17 protein-coding genes and 1 pseudogene are annotated in these 14,969 nt (G+C 36.4%); 14 read left to right on the forward strand and 4 right to left on the reverse strand.

What is annotated here, in order from left to right; translation table 11 throughout:
* Nucleotides 1-426 precede the first annotated feature (426 nt).
* From BHU72_RS16595 to BHU72_RS14755, 11 genes and pseudogenes are all read left to right on the forward strand, one after another.
* A pseudogene (locus BHU72_RS16595) lies at nucleotides 427-513 on the forward strand (helix-turn-helix transcriptional regulator); the annotation flags it as partial.
* Nucleotides 514-879: 366 nt separating this feature from the next.
* Nucleotides 880-2,040 (forward strand): HD domain-containing phosphohydrolase, encoded by a 1,161-nt coding sequence (locus tag BHU72_RS16225; RefSeq protein ID WP_069703389.1) that lies wholly within the window; start codon nucleotides 880-882, stop codon nucleotides 2,038-2,040.
* 22 nt (nucleotides 2,041-2,062) lie between these two features.
* Nucleotides 2,063-2,923 (forward strand): HDOD domain-containing protein, encoded by an 861-nt coding sequence (locus BHU72_RS14725; protein ID WP_069703390.1) that lies wholly within the window; start codon nucleotides 2,063-2,065, stop codon nucleotides 2,921-2,923.
* A gap of 975 nt (nucleotides 2,924-3,898) precedes the next feature.
* Nucleotides 3,899-4,336 carry a hypothetical protein gene (locus BHU72_RS14730; RefSeq protein ID WP_069703391.1) on the forward strand — a complete coding sequence of 146 codons (438 nt, stop codon included), beginning with the start codon at nucleotides 3,899-3,901 and terminating at the stop codon, nucleotides 4,334-4,336.
* Nucleotides 4,337-4,547: 211 nt separating this feature from the next.
* The gene (locus BHU72_RS15965) at nucleotides 4,548-4,745 is read left to right on the forward strand and encodes a hypothetical protein (protein WP_176720509.1); all 198 of its coding nucleotides are present in this window, start codon (nucleotides 4,548-4,550) and stop codon (nucleotides 4,743-4,745) included.
* A 361-nt stretch (nucleotides 4,746-5,106) separates the two neighbouring features.
* Nucleotides 5,107-5,229 carry a hypothetical protein gene (locus tag BHU72_RS16435; RefSeq protein ID WP_301553552.1) on the forward strand — a complete coding sequence of 41 codons (123 nt, stop codon included), beginning with the start codon at nucleotides 5,107-5,109 and terminating at the stop codon, nucleotides 5,227-5,229.
* A gap of 128 nt (nucleotides 5,230-5,357) precedes the next feature.
* Nucleotides 5,358-6,932, forward strand: a complete 1,575-nt coding sequence (locus tag BHU72_RS14735) for an FAD-dependent oxidoreductase (RefSeq protein ID WP_069703392.1) — start codon at nucleotides 5,358-5,360, stop codon at nucleotides 6,930-6,932.
* Between the two features lie 396 nt (nucleotides 6,933-7,328).
* A complete protein-coding gene (locus tag BHU72_RS14740; protein ID WP_069703393.1) occupies nucleotides 7,329-7,766 on the forward strand; it encodes a LytTR family DNA-binding domain-containing protein in 438 nt (145 codons plus the stop codon).
* 11 nt (nucleotides 7,767-7,777) lie between these two features.
* A complete protein-coding gene (locus BHU72_RS14745; RefSeq protein WP_069703394.1) occupies nucleotides 7,778-8,197 on the forward strand; it encodes a hypothetical protein in 420 nt (139 codons plus the stop codon).
* Nucleotides 8,190-9,104 (forward strand): ABC transporter ATP-binding protein, encoded by a 915-nt coding sequence (locus tag BHU72_RS14750; RefSeq protein WP_069703395.1) that lies wholly within the window; start codon nucleotides 8,190-8,192, stop codon nucleotides 9,102-9,104. Before BHU72_RS14745 ends, BHU72_RS14750 begins: the two co-directional genes overlap by 8 nt.
* A complete protein-coding gene (locus BHU72_RS14755) occupies nucleotides 9,104-9,955 on the forward strand; it encodes an ABC transporter permease (protein WP_069703396.1) in 852 nt (283 codons plus the stop codon). The genes BHU72_RS14750 and BHU72_RS14755 overlap by 1 nt, the downstream gene beginning before the upstream one ends.
* On the opposite strand, the gene BHU72_RS14760 is transcribed toward BHU72_RS14755, so the two are convergent.
* The 3 genes from BHU72_RS14760 to BHU72_RS14770 are packed head-to-tail and all read right to left on the reverse strand — an operon-like array spanning nucleotide 9,952 to nucleotide 12,203.
* Entirely contained in the window at nucleotides 9,952-10,644 is a 693-nt protein-coding gene (locus BHU72_RS14760; protein ID WP_069703397.1) for a TIGR04282 family arsenosugar biosynthesis glycosyltransferase, read from the reverse strand. The genes BHU72_RS14755 and BHU72_RS14760 overlap by 4 nt on opposite strands.
* Nucleotides 10,645-10,666: 22 nt before the next feature.
* On the reverse strand, nucleotides 10,667-11,344 hold the full coding sequence (locus BHU72_RS14765; protein WP_176720510.1) for a TIGR04283 family arsenosugar biosynthesis glycosyltransferase: 678 nt from the start codon (nucleotides 11,342-11,344) through the stop codon (nucleotides 10,667-10,669).
* The gene (locus BHU72_RS14770; RefSeq protein ID WP_069703399.1) at nucleotides 11,334-12,203 is read right to left on the reverse strand and encodes a radical SAM protein; all 870 of its coding nucleotides are present in this window, start codon (nucleotides 12,201-12,203) and stop codon (nucleotides 11,334-11,336) included. The genes BHU72_RS14765 and BHU72_RS14770 overlap by 11 nt, the downstream gene beginning before the upstream one ends.
* A gap of 208 nt (nucleotides 12,204-12,411) precedes the next feature.
* On the opposite strand from BHU72_RS14770, the gene BHU72_RS14775 reads away from it, so the two are divergent.
* The 3 genes from BHU72_RS14775 to BHU72_RS14785 all read left to right on the forward strand — a co-directional run bounded on the left by BHU72_RS14775 (nucleotide 12,412) and on the right by BHU72_RS14785 (nucleotide 13,950).
* On the forward strand, nucleotides 12,412-12,774 hold the full coding sequence (locus BHU72_RS14775) for a YccF domain-containing protein (RefSeq protein ID WP_069703400.1): 363 nt from the start codon (nucleotides 12,412-12,414) through the stop codon (nucleotides 12,772-12,774).
* Between the two features lie 124 nt (nucleotides 12,775-12,898).
* Nucleotides 12,899-13,321 (forward strand): ATP-binding protein, encoded by a 423-nt coding sequence (locus tag BHU72_RS14780; protein ID WP_069703401.1) that lies wholly within the window; start codon nucleotides 12,899-12,901, stop codon nucleotides 13,319-13,321.
* Nucleotides 13,322-13,440: 119 nt separating this feature from the next.
* Nucleotides 13,441-13,950: a hypothetical protein gene (locus BHU72_RS14785; protein ID WP_069703402.1), complete on the forward strand. Its 510-nt coding sequence runs from the start codon at nucleotides 13,441-13,443 to the stop codon at nucleotides 13,948-13,950.
* An 8-nt stretch (nucleotides 13,951-13,958) separates the two neighbouring features.
* Here the strand turns inward: BHU72_RS14785 and BHU72_RS14790 are convergent, their stop codons facing one another.
* Nucleotides 13,959-14,948: a patatin-like phospholipase family protein gene (locus BHU72_RS14790; protein WP_069703403.1), complete on the reverse strand. Its 990-nt coding sequence runs from the start codon at nucleotides 14,946-14,948 to the stop codon at nucleotides 13,959-13,961.
* Between the last annotated feature and the right edge of the window lie 21 nt (nucleotides 14,949-14,969).

Below are 14,969 nucleotides of genomic sequence, written 5' to 3' on the forward strand. Positions count from 1 at the left end.
AAATTAGAACGAATCATTTCACTTTCAAAATATTTAAAGGGTACACTTGATTTTGAGAATATCAGTAGCTTTGTGACGATGGTATAGTTACTGGGTATCCAGATGGAACCTCAGACTGGAACAGTAGATTACAAGAGAAGAAGCCATGACCATGTACTCGAGAGCAATGAAGTTTACGAAGCTTAAATCAAGAATTTGTTGGTGGAATCCAATTTAATTAACAAGTGAACTCCGTCTTGATAGGCTAAAGCGAGTCATGGAGACGTATGGGTAAACCAAACAGCGCTCCATACTCGACAAGTTATTGAAACACCCCACAAGAACACTCTAGGATCAGTTGACGCTTAAGGTTTTTTGTATGAAATTCCAAGTCAGTATCATAGAATATTAAATATTTCACAACCCAACTGCTAGCTAATGGTATGGATGAGTAATGTCATTCAAAAACTAGGAGTCAAAGGACGCTCGCAAGCAGTCGTTGAATTAGTACGATTAGGGGAGCTAACTATATAGTATCCCCTCTTCGCACCCCACCAAAGCCTATCGCTGTTAATACTAACGGTGGTGGGTTTATTTTTTTGCGTGGGAAAAACACTTTTACCAGCAGTGGGAAAATGTAAAAATATGTAGAATATTTAGAATTGTAGGAAGTTAATGTATGGGAGATAGTGTAGGATTTATATTGTATTTTCCCGAAACGAGGCTCATCTAAAATGCTAATGAAGGAACATTATACGAACTCACTGGCGGGAAAGAATTGCTTATGTGAAATCAGCTAAAAGCCAGTTTAAATAATCTATTAGTTATCAGATAGTTATAAGAAGGAAAATGATGTTATAATAATTTCATATAGTAGTATCGTATATTGGGGGAGATTAAATGGATAGCATATACTATAAACTTACAGGTTTATATGAATTACTTAATAAAAGGGTTTCAATTGAGGATACATTGGAACATCTTCATAAAACTTTCAATGAACATATTCCATTTGATCGCCTATGTATTGCACTTTTGGATAAGGATGGAAATATCTATTCTCAAAATGTATACACCAACTATGAACCTACATTGAAAAAAGGATATTTAATCAGCTTGAATAACACTTCTCTTAATAAAGTCATAACTCAAATGAAAGAAAGGGTTATCCATAATTATGATGAATATAGTATTGGGAATTCTAACTCAGAATCGAACAAACTGATTTTAGAAGAAAATATAAAATCAAGCATAGCCTGTCCCCTAATCACAAATGACACATCCTTTGGGGCATTAATTTTCTCTAGTAAAATGAAAAATATATATAATGAAAAGCACCTTGAAATAGCAAAAACAATTTCAAATCATATGGCTATAATGATTGAGAAGAACCTACTTATGGATGATTTAATTCTTTCAGCAGTTACTGGATTTGCTAGACTGGTAGAGGCTAAAGATTGTGACACAGGGTTTCATTTAAATAGAATGCAGAATTATTCTAAAATTATTGCCACAGAGCTTCAAAAAAATTACAAGTATAAAGATGTAATAGATGTAGATTTTATTGAAGATATATTAAGATACAGCCCACTTCATGATATAGGCAAGGTTGGTATAGCAGATGGAATACTTCTTAAACCAGGTAAACTTACACCTGAAGAATTCGAGGTAATAAAGAGGCATACAATAATTGGTAGTGAAGTTTTGAAAAATGCAAGTAATCATTTATTAAGAAGGGGAAAGCATTTTTTTGATATGGGAATTGAAATTGCATTATACCATCATGAGAAATACAACGGTAAAGGATACCCTTTTGGATTAAAAGCAGAAGAAATTCCCTTATCGGCACGAATAGTAATGGTTGCGGATGTATTTGATGCACTAACATCAAGAAGAGTATATAAAGATGCCTCATCTTTTGAAGATTCGTTAAATATAATCATTGATGAAAGCGGAATTAGTTTTGATCCTGATATTGTACAAGCCTTAATAAGTTGCAAATGTAAAATAATTGAAGTTTATCAGATGTATAATGAGCAATTTGATATTGATAGGAGATAATATGCTGTAGAGGGAGAAGAGTATGGATAAACATAGAGTACTTGAATTTTTGGAACAATCAGAAGACATACCTATATTACCCAAAAACATAAGTGAGATTCTTGAAATGCTAAAGGACCCGTGTGGGTTCGAGATTGACCATTTAGTTCAGAAGGTTACTCAATCGGTTGAACTGAATGATATTATGCTGAAAAATTTAAATTCGGGTTACTTCCAACTTAATAAAAAAATAAAAACAATTAAAGAGGCAGTAGTTTATCTGGGGATGCAAACAGTACAAAATCTAATAATTTTCTATATTTCTCGACTTCTTTTCCCGAACATAACGGATAGAAGAAAACGTTCATTTGATATCTATAAATATTGGAATCATGTACTAGGAACTTCTGTTGCTGCTAGTATTCTAGCATCTCGAATAAATTGTAGTGACAAATACAAATTATTTTCATATGGATTAATTCATGATATAGGGATTCCTGTTTTAGACACATGTTTACCAGAGTTTATAGATGAAGTTTCCTTGAAAGTACATAAGGGTATGCATCAAATAGTAGCAGAAAGATCGGTACTTGGCGGTCTAACCCATTCTGATATAGGTGCTTGGTTATGTGAAAAATGGAATTTGCGTGAAGACATTATAAATATTGTTAAATTTCATCACACCCCCTTTGTACCGAAAATAAACATAAAGGAAGTTCAACTTTTACATATAGCTGACGTGATAAGCACTGAATACTATGAAAAATTATTAGGACTTAACTTAAATAGTAACGTAAGCAAATCAATAATGAAGACATTAGGTATTACAGAAGATGATTATATATATGTTGCAGAGATTCTGCCAGAAGAAGTTGACAAACTGAATAGCTACTTGTTAGTTTAAAATACTTTAATATCATCAGTATCAAACTGAAATTACATTATTAGAATTGCCAAACGGCAGTTATATTTCAAACTTGCAAGGTATGTAGTGTTGAGATAGTTAGAGAAAGATGGAACTTAAAGAAAATATGGTGATAACAACTTTCCGAATGAATGGAATGTGTTTTGTAAAATTATCAAAAAGATCTGCGGAAAAAATTTTAGTTGAATAGAATATATGAGTATCCAACACATTGATATGTACATAAACAACCAACGACAGCGGTTTAAGTTGTTATTGCAAAAACTAGTTTTTGAACAATTTTACTCTAAAATATTCAAAATTCCTCCGTAACTACCCATATTACACTCAGAGTTGAAATTAATATGTGTATATATATGTAATGAAATTCCACTAAATAGATTACAAACAAATAAATTCATCAGTTTCCTATAACACGAGTCTTTAAGATGTACAAAGGGGCTCTATTAGAAATAATTAGAAAGCTAGAAAGTAGATGAATAAATTAAATTTTAGGGCTGTCAAAATAGCAGCTCTTATTTGTCGTAATTTGACAAGTTTTGTCGAAAGGAAGGAATTGAAAGTTATTGAGTCGAATGGTGTCTGAAATGAATCGCATAGTGCAATTTAACTTAGTTTCAAATTTCTAGATTATATTTAGCACTTCTAATACTATAGTGAATTTTAAAAAAAATGAAAGGCGGTAGTCAAAATGAAGCAATCTGATTATGAATTACAAGCCATTAAACATAATAATCCAGAACAAGCAAAGCGCGATCAAATGAAAGATGGAATTTTAGCGAAATAAGGTATATCTATCATTAGGTTCAGGACTAACGAAAGCCAAGAAGAAGTAAGAATTGAAAATAAACTCCAACAATGCTTAGCAAACAAAGATAATAATACTTAGCAAATAAACCGAAAGCCTATTGCTTTTAACAATTACAGTCGATAGGTTTAAAGAAAGAGACAACTATGAATAAAATTAAAATCTTAATTATTTGTATAATCATCATATTTTCTGCAGGGTGTACTCAAAACTATCCAGTAAAAGAATTCATTTTATCAGGAGAAAGTGAGGATTGGTCTAGCGAATTAAAGGTAATTGGGTCGGAATTAGAATTAAAATTGAAATATAAGAATGGTATACAGAAGCTAGACTCAAATGAGCTGATTGAAGTCCAACTTCATTTACTCGAAAATGAGGGACACAATGGGTTGAATGCCGCTAATAATAAGCCAACATTAGTAAATAAAATGCTAGGAACAAGTTTTACATTGTCTCTTATGGAAATTAAGAATGATGAGATTACTGTTCATTTTCGTGATGATTATTTTACATCAAATGAGCCTGTTGATATAAAACTAGTTATTATCTGGAATCAAGTAGAACAAACCTTATTGTTGCAATAATGAGACAGTCTTAAGAATACAGTAGTAGAACCAATGAACTTTTGGGGTGGTTAGGTGGGATAGTTGCAAACTATGAAAAATGAAAAGAGATATAAGAGGATTGAAGATGAAATAGAGCAATAAGAGTTACGTCCATAGCATTATGGGTTAAATCATTGGCAATAGGAGTACCTATTCTATATATTGTACTCATGCCTATAATCTCATATATATGGCCACAATACTTTCTCCTGTATTGAACTTTATCGCTAGTATACCTTTATTTTTACATCTAATTCCGCACTCTATTGCTGGTATTGCAACAGGATATTTCTTAATTACGTGCATCTATAAAATTCCTAATCAAAATGAGCCCACACTGAGTATTGATGAAAAACTAGAGTCAAGTGGAGATGGGCAGGCATGTTAAAGAAACTGATGATTGTGTTATTATCACTGTTCCTTACGGGCTGCAGTATCGATGACATAGAGTATTCAACATTCACTTTTTCAGGTAAAAGTGATCACTGGAGCGTAATTATAACAAACGAACTATATAGATGAAAGGAATATTCCTTGGAGTTTAATCTTGTCCAATAATATTTAGCCAACAAAGATAATACCACTTAGCCTTCAATTTCAGCTAAGTGGTATTTTTTTATCTACAGCTATTTCTACCCATTACTAGAATCCATAGAGTAAACGTGGAATTAGACAAACATTGGACGATTGTAAATTGCGCAATTGATGCTAGAACGTACTATATAGTGAGGGAGAAAGGGGGTATATATATGATTAGACCTGTAGGCACAGGTTTTGCTGGTGGTGGTAGTTCGTTTCTTTGGATTATCATAATTGTTGCGCTTCTGTTCTGGCTGTTTGGCGGTATCGGCGGGTTCGGAGTTGGATTTTAAGTCGAAACGAACGGTATTCTTCGGGATATCGTTCGTTTCTTTTTCTACTGAGGTAATGGATATAATCCCGTAACATGGCAAACAATTACTTTAAAGGATTTAAATGATACCATTTACGGAGGGATATAATGAACACGCAATCATCAGGGAAGTTACCGGAAGCTCCAGAGCCATATTGGTGCAAAGATATGGATATACCGAATTTCTCGGTATTAGTAGAAGATCATGAGACAGACGTTGTAATCGTAGGCGGTGGAATTACAGGAATCACAACTGCCTATCTGCTTGCAAAAGAAGGAGTTAAAGTAACGTTACTCGAAGCAGACAGGCTGTTAAACGGTACAACGGGACATACTACAGCCAAGCTGACAGCGCAGCACGATTTAATCTATGATGAGTATATGAATCACTTCGGAAGGACGAAAGCAAGGCTCTACTACGAAGCTAACAAGGATGCCATTCAGTTTGTCAAAGATATAATTAATGAACAGAAAATTGACTGTGATTTCAGCGAACAAGATGCATACTTGTACGCTACAACGGATCAATATGCAGAGAATATCGAGAAGGAATGGAAAGCATATCAGCAACTACATATTCAAGGTGAGCTTGTAAAAGAAATACCTTTCGCAATCAATGTGAAAAATGCCCTGATTATGAAGGGACAAGCTCAATTTCATCCACTTAAGTATTTATCGCACTTTGTCCGACAGCTTGCAAACGACAATAATGTACGGATATTCGAAGGTACGACGGCTGAAGATATATTGAATCTAGGAAATAAGCTTCAAGTTGTATCGAGAGATGGTAAGAAAGTGACGGCTAACAAAGTATTATGCTGTTCACATTTCCCATTTTACGAGGGTACAGGGCTGTATTTTTCACGGATGTATGCAGATCGATCCTATGTCTTAGCGGTCAAGGCAAAAAAAGATTTCCCAGGCGGAATGTATTTAAGCGTTGATCAACCGTCCCGTTCATTACGCAGTACTCCATGGAATGGCGAAAACCTTGTGTTGGTTGGCGGTGAAAGCCATAAAACGGGGCAAGGGAAGAATACCTTAGAGCATTACCAGGCATTAGAAACATTTGCTGATGAAGTACTTGGAATTGAAAAAATCCTATACCGTTGGTCTGCACAAGATCTTATCACAATCGACAAATTGCCGTATATCGGTGCAATCACAGAAGACCAACCGAATATCTTGACTGCAACGGGGTATCGCAAGTGGGGAATGACAAACAGTACCGTAGCGGCTTTAATGCTACGTGATCTGGTCCTAGATAAGAATAATCCTTACCATGAACTTTACTCCCCGTCTAGATTCTATGCGGACCCGAGTTTAAAGCATTTTTTCAAAGAAAATCTCGATGTTGCTAAGCATTTTATTAAAGGAAAGCTTGAGTTTCCCAACACGGAAATTAATGATTTGAAGAATGATGAAGGTGCAGTTATTCGAATGAACGGTCAGCGCAAAGGGGTATATAAAGACAAGGAAGGACAGTTGCACATTGTAGATACCACCTGCCCACACTTAGGTTGTGAGGTAAACTGGAATCAAGGAGATCGCACGTGGGATTGCCCGTGTCATGGATCGAGGTTTGCTTATACTGGCGAGGTCATTGAAGGACCATCAGAAAAGCCACTACAAAAAGAGGACTATGGAGTATTAGATGTACTTCTTAAAGACTCAGGATATTAAAGTTAATCCGTAGAAACTTTAGACCTAAACTACTAGCTCGTCGTCAGTAGTTTAGGTTTTTTGTTTTACAAAAAAGGAACTTGTACAAACAGGTGTGTGATGCTTCTAGGAGGGGTATTGATTCTCTTGGGAGTATATATTGGGACAGCAAAAAACAAAGCCAACTGATTCTCGTCATCCTTCACGGTTGCTATGCCCCATACGGTTGCATCGGCAAATTGTTTTCTTCTACTTTGTTTACATTAGAAGTAACACTTTGGTCTGTAAAAACAGACTAAGTGCTATTTTTTGCATTTCACCCCCCTTTTTCTGCACCTTACTGGAAAGTAAATGAAATCAGTGCAATAATTTGCTAGACTGTTTACAGAAACAGGTAAATCGAGAGGAGATGCTAGATTGAAGCTTACTATCAATCAATCTTCAGAGTATAAGGATGTAGAGATTATAATACAGTGTGGGATTATCGATGAACGGCTTGATAAGCTCATTTCATTGATACGGCTATATTCTTTTTCCATTATTGGGAAGAGGGGTCAACGGACTTATAATATTCCCCTTGAAGATATCTACTATTTTGAATCCCTTGAAGATCGGACGTTTATATACATAAAGGATGACGTATTGGAGACGGATTTGAAGTTATACGAGCTAGAGAATCAGCTAGTCGATACAAGATTCCTTCGTATTAGCAAATCTAGTATTCTCAATTTAGAGAAGCTCTCCAGTGTGCGGGCATTATTAAATGGAAAATATGAAGCGCAGTTAACGAATCAAGAAAAAGTCATCATTAGTAGACACTATGTGACGGCCTTCAAAGAAAAATTCGGGGTGTAGGGGTGAAGGATATGTTTGAACTAAAAAAGAGAATCATCGAGACTTGTATTTCTTTTACGTCTGTGTTGTTAATCTACTCTTTGCTTGGAGAAATTGGGATTACTTTAAAAGTGCAGAATTACACAGTCTTCCAATTGTTTGGCATTAGTGCGGTGATTGCGATGGTGATGTTTTTTACAGATCAAATTCCGTTTAAAACGGTGTATACATGGATTGCGGTGAGTATTGCTGATATCTTTGTCGTGGTGTTTGTCCTTGGAGGTCTAATCTTTCAAATGTTTCCTTTTACACCGTTTATTCTTCTTGTCGTTAGTATGATGATAATTGTAGTGTACTTTGTTGTGTTTGGAGTTATGGTGATTAAAAACCAGGTAGATGCCCATTCAATTAACAAAAAGCTTCTGGCGATGAGGGGGGAAGGAAATGAATAATATCATTGAAGTATCGTCTTTGAAAAAATCCTACGGAGATGTGCAGGCAGTAAAAGGGATTGATTTCAGTGTCCAGCAAGGAACGTTGTTCGCTTTCTTGGGAGAGAACGGCGCGGGGAAATCAACGACGATCGATATGCTATGCACTCTTCTAAAACCTGATGGCGGGAATGTAACAATTGATGGTTTCACCCTTGGTGCAGATGATGAAAAAATACGCAACACGATAGGAATTGTGTTCCAAGATAGTCTGCTAGATCCGCTACTGACGGTACATGAGAATCTGATAGTCCGAGAAAGCTTCTATGGAAAATCAAGGGCTGAGTTAAAGCAAGCTGTAGAGAGGGCTGCTGCGATAGTGGATGCAACGGAATTTCTTCATCGAGCTTATGGGATGCTTTCTGGAGGGCAGAGAAGAAGAGCCGATATTGCAAGGGCACTGGTGCATACACCGAAAATTCTGTTTCTGGATGAGCCTACGACTGGACTTGACCCTTACAGCCGGCGAAAGGTTTGGGAGACGATTAAGAATTTACAGACGGAGACAGGTTTGACAGTATTTCTGACCACCCATTACATGGAGGAAGCAAGTCAAGCAGATTATATTACGATTATGGGGAAAGGTGAAATTCTAGCAAAAGGAACTTCCATAGATCTCAAGCAAAAGTATAGTAGTGATTTATTGAAAATTAAGCCCAAAGAGAAAGAATTGTTACGTGCCCAATTCAAGCAGAATCAAATTATGTTTCAAGACAAGGGAGAAACGTTCCATATTCCTCTTACATCCACGGTGGAGGCAATACCCCTACTTAAGTTATATGAAGATTATATTGCAAATGTTGAAGTGGTAAATGGCACGATGGATGATGTGTTTATCCATGTCACGGGCACGGAGGTGCAAGTATAATGTGGATAATGGCAATGAGGAATATTAAGATATTTTTCCGAGATCGAAGTGCTGTGTTCTTTTCCTTATTAGCTGTTTTCATCATTATAGGTTTATATGTTGTATTCTTGGGAGATACGATTACGAAGGGCTACGAGGGTGTAGATGGAGCAAGCTTTCTCATTAACAGTTGGGTGATGGCGGGCATCTTAGCTGTTACTTCCATTACGACAACAATGGGGGCCTTCGGTATCATGGTCAATGATCGCGACACAAAGATACTGAAGGATTTCTATTCCTCTCCTATGAAAAGAAGAGACATTGCCGGAGGATATATTATCAGTGCCTGTGTAGTAGGGATACTCATGAGCCTCGTTACGTTTATTATTGCTGAGGTCTATATTGTAGGTTCTGGTGGGGAGTTGATATCGCTCGTAGGCGCAATCGAGCTTATCAGCTTGATAGTTCTTGCTGTACTTGCGAGTAGCTCGATGGTGTTCTTTATTGTAACATTCTTTAAAAGTCAGAAAGCCTTTGCAACAGTCAGTACGATTATAGGAACGCTTATCGGATTTCTTACGGGAGTCTATATTCCGATTGGTGTGTTACCCGACGCGGTGCAATGGATCATTAAGATATTTCCCGTTTCCCATGCCGGTGCTTTAATGCGGCAAGTCCTATTGGAGAAACCAATGGCTATATCGTTTGCAAATGCGCCGATTGAGATTATTGATAGCTTTGAAAAGAATATGGGCGTTGTCTTTGAAATAGGTGGTACAACACTTGACGTCTCAGTTAGTATTATGGTTTTAATGGCGACAGCAGTCTTATTCTATGGGTTATCAGTTATTAAAATTTCGAGGAGCATTTAGATTATCGATAAGGGTTCGAAAAAATCTAGCATTCTTTTATATTTTGGATCAGAAGAAGCCATGTTATTGAGAAACTTGCTAGTTAGTAACTTGTCGATGTCCTCAACTGTATCGATATCAATTTCTTCAGCTAGCAAATGCACGTTTAGACCTTTTTGACGTATGACGTCTAAAGTGGTTTGTAAGACTGACTGAGTTCCCCATTGATGCTTGATAAACAGTTCAGGATGAAGCGCTTTTAGACCGATTAAATAATAACCACCATCATCATTAGGACCTAACACTACATCATGGCTGTCTAAAGCAGCAAACGCCTCTTGAAAATGATCGTGAGTGAGCAAAGGAATATCGCTACCAATCATTAACACTTTTTTGGCTTGATTAGAAGATTGTAGAATATGTTGGAAAGCAAAAGACATTCGCTCACCAAGGGTATCTCCTAATTGCTGCTGGAAAGTAAAAGCAGACGAGTTTACACGTTCATTAAAATCAGTAACTTGGCCCCCGGTATAAAACAAATAATGATGACCAGGAAATTCAGCAACATGGTCTGATATATGCTTCAAAATAAACTCGTGAACTTGGCAAGCTTGTTCTGGGGTCAATGGTGGAGTTAATCGAGTTTTGGTAGCACCTGGTTTCGGTGCACGACTCATAATGACAATGGAGTTCAATGGTGATTTATGCAACAGTTACACCTCTTTTCTTTCATTAAGAATAGAGCTTTTTTAACGTCGTGGGGGATACACCCAAAAAATAAAGAAATTTTATCCATTGCATGGTCAAAATCGTTCGCATAACGCCGTATTTTAAAAAGCGACGTGAGCTAGAAACGATTGGCTTGTCCAATAGTACCGTTTTTCCATGACGACGTAAAATTTTGCTGAATGCAACGTCTTCCATTAATACAAGCAATGGGAATTTGCCAAGCTGATGAAACACATCGTTCCTTACAAAAATTCCTTGATCTCCATAATAGCTTTGCAAGTAAGTTCCTCTGATGTTAGAACCCCAAGCAATCATTTTTAAGCCAATGGATTCAGGGAAAAAGGTAATCTTATGAGCACCACCGATAAACCCTGATTGAATAACTGTAATAATAGATTGTTTAAAATTGCTTGGCAATTGACTATCGGCATGGAGGAATAGTAGAACCTCTGAAGTTGCTTTCGAAGCACCTTGATTCATTTGCAAGGCTCTTCCAGGTTCACTTATAGTAACAATACATCCCATCTCAATTGCTATATCAACAGTTTTATCACTGCTCCCTCCATCAGCTACAATCACTTCAATCGAAGGATCAGAGGTTAGGAAAGAAAGCAAGGCTGGGAGAGATTTTTGTTCGTTTAATGTAGGGATAATGACAGATAGCTGCTTGTTATTGGCCACAGGTTGTACCACTTGTCAAACAGTTTTCACAACAGCTGTGATTGAGATTGATGGGATTCCCAATTAAATCCTGCAAATCTCCTTGGTGAAGAACATCCTTATTATCTACTAAGATTGGACAAGGAGCAATTCCTTCTGCACAAACGGTCAATCCGTAGCCACATTGCAATCCGGATACATTCGGATTCATTTCGAATGGACTCGAAGTGAAAGAGGATGAATGATTGGCAGATACAGCAAAACGCCCTTTTGAATAAGCAGATATAATTTTTAGACCAGCGATGCGAATGGAGTGTTGTTCTGATAACGTGTTCTTAAAAGCTGTCTCCAATTCTTTGTTACAACAGCTAGCACTATTGGACTTGTCCGTAAAAGCAATCCACGGGTAGATCCCGTAAGAATTTAACGTTCGAATAGCGGATGTGGTCTTGATAAAGCTACCTTGTCCACGGACAGCATCATTATTTTCTTTTAGATAACATTCAAGACTTATACGCAATTGCAGACCTTGCTTATGGAATTTTGCTAGGAAAGCTGCCTTACTGTCGTCAATCAGAGTACCATTTGTTAAAATTGTAAGTGGAGCACGTGGGATTTTGTAATACCAAGTTAAGAAAGATTCCAATTTACTCCACATAAAAGGCTCACCGCCTGTAATGTAAAGTTTTTCGATACCGATTGAAAGGGCATTTTCGACGTGGGAAATAGCTGCATCCAAAGAAAGTTCGTTTGCTTCTGAGGTAGGGGAACAACTAAACAGACAGTGGGTACATGTTAAGTTGCATTGGTATGTAACATGTAACCATAACTCTTTTAACGAATTCAATTGAGTTGTATATAATGTATTTTTAACCTGCATATAAATTCTCCTTATACAATAATGATTTTATATTATCACGTAAAAATTTAAGTGACAATTATAAAATAGCATTTTCGTAAATTGCAATATTAATGGAGTGCTAAAGCGAACGTATTAGGCTTTTGAATTAAGACTTACTCAAGAAGGAACTTGTACAAACAGGTAGAATATAATGATAGAGAAAGACTCACTCATTGGGGGAAGGATTATGAACTTAATCGGCAATATTATATGGTTAATATTCGGAGGCTTACTTGGTTTTATCCTATGGTCTATTGCAGGCTTGATTTTATGTGTAACAATCATAGGGATACCATTTGGCATGCAATGTTTTAAAATAGCTATACTTGTCCTATGGCCGTTTGGGAAGGAAGTTGAGCTTGGAAACTTCGGCGCAGGGGGATTATTACTAAACATTCTGTGGTTAATCTTGTTAGGGTGGGAGCTTGCTATCACTCACTTAATCATTGGGGCATTTCTGTGTGTTACAATCATCGGTATTCCTTTTGGAATACAGCACTTTAAATTTGCGCAGCTATCTTTACTTCCATTTGGTGCTAGAATTCGTTAAAACGTTGAAGTTTTTATAATCATTCTTATTTTCATGTCGAAAAACCACTTTTTTTGTCGAATGCATTGTATTTATATCATTTGTTGCTATATTGGTTATAGTTTACAAACGAGGTGGTTAGGGATTGTTAGGGTTAGAAAAGAAAATTAAGAAGAATCAATATGTAATGGAATTCAATAGTGAATTTAAATTAATGGATTTTTATATAGTTAAAATTCTTGGCATATTACAAAGAGAATTTGACGAATATTTAAGATTTGTAATATGTGAAATGATTTCGAATGCTATTGAACATGGCAATAAAATGAATTTTGATAAGAAGATAAAAGTTATGGTTGAAGATAATAAACTTTTCTATAGAATCGTTGTAGCTGACCAAGGAGAAGGGTTTGATTGGGCTACACTTGTAAATGAAGACATTAACCTGGAAGGACATTCAGATCGAGGTCGTGGTATTATTATGACTAAAATGATGTGTGATAATATATCTTATAATTCTATAGGAAATGAAGTAACTCTTATCGTAATGAAGAATCGTATGTGTTAAAAAGACCTAAATTGCTAATCAATTAGCAATTTGGGCTTTTTTTTGCATAATGCTAGTTTAATAAATAGCGTAACATTTCATATTGTTTTCTCGTCTAGTGTTAAGGAGGTGTAAATGCAATGAATAGATTATTTGTTGTGATTCTAATGGTTGTCAGTTTGGTCTTCGGAATCGTTGGTTGTGGAGAAAGTAATGATGGTCAACCTAAATTAATTGAAGATCCTAAAGTAATTGATAACCCTGAAGTTGTTGAAGAATCTAAGCAAGTGGGAGAGTTTGAAGTAACAATTCAAGTGAAGAAAGATAAACAGCTTGCAGTTATGGCTACAGTTACTTACGTAGGAGATAAGAATGAAATTGATATTTACCATGGAGGAAGTATATTTTTCTTCAATATATATCAGAAAGATGGAGATTTTGAATATATAGGTGCGATGAATCAACCATTAATAACAACCACACTAATAAGAAATGAGCCGCACACGGTTGCATATACTGGTCCGGAACTTGAGAGGTTAAAACCAGGGACATATGAATTCGAAGCGGTTGCCAACTTTGCTACTAATATAGAGAATATAATCGATTCTAATTTCAACGTCCCTGTTTCCACAATTGTTAAAATAGACTAATGAAACGCTTACTTTTTGCGTGAATCAAAATACTGCTCGCTTGCCTTAATCCCTTGCTGATATAAGAAGTTATAGGTTTCGTCATTGGGGGTCACATTGAAATTCACTGGTGAAATAGAACCAGTATCTATATCTATGGTTCTGCTTATATCCTGTGGGCTGTGATTGTAAGCGTTTTGCTGAATATCCATGTAAGCAGCGTTTAGGTTTTTGATGAAATCTAGTAGATTATTCGTCTTGCTATACTTGATTTGCGATTTGAAATGAGCCCCGACGGTTTGCTGGTTGGGGCTTTTCCCTGTGTCAAAAAGCTGAATCGGATAGTTGGCCATGACTCCGCCATCGACAAAAAGATTCGGGACGTCATCGTGAGTTATATTAGAATCAGTTGTACTGATAGATTCGAAGAATAGTGGGATTGACATAGAAATCCGTACGGCTAAAGCAACTTCTACATCGGGAGTCGTTTCGTAGGAGAATAGTTTGGATATTTTGTAAGAGAGATTCGTGCCCATAATGTACAGGTCTTTAAAAGGGCGTTTATCTTTGTGAATGGCAGCGTTCTTAAAATCTGCAAAGGTATATGGTGGAGCTTTCTTAGTAGAGTCAAATTGATCAGCAATGGTTTGTTGAAGCCATTGGTAGAAGTAATTGCTTGAATACCATCCATAACGATTAAGCAAGCGGTATACACAGTCAATGTTGCCCACAATCTTGTTCATTTCTCGTTTCAATGCGGGAGGCAGGTACTTTAGTTCTGGAACATCGCCTACTTCTGGGATTTTCCGATAATCTAGTGAATCGGCAATTCTTTTCATATCTTGAAATGGAAGGTTGAAGCTACTCACACAGGCAGTAATTGCCCCGGCTGAAGTGCCAGCGACATTTTTAATACTGGAATACATTCCTTTCTGGCATAAGTAATCTAACACGCCCAAATATGCAATTCCTAAAACTCCACCACCTTCAAACACAAAGTTGTTAATTTTATGATTCATGGCACACCCCAATCTAAAATG

Source organism: Desulfuribacillus stibiiarsenatis (assembly GCF_001742305.1).
GTDB lineage: Bacteria > Bacillota > Bacilli > Desulfuribacillales > Desulfuribacillaceae > Desulfuribacillus_A > Desulfuribacillus_A stibiiarsenatis.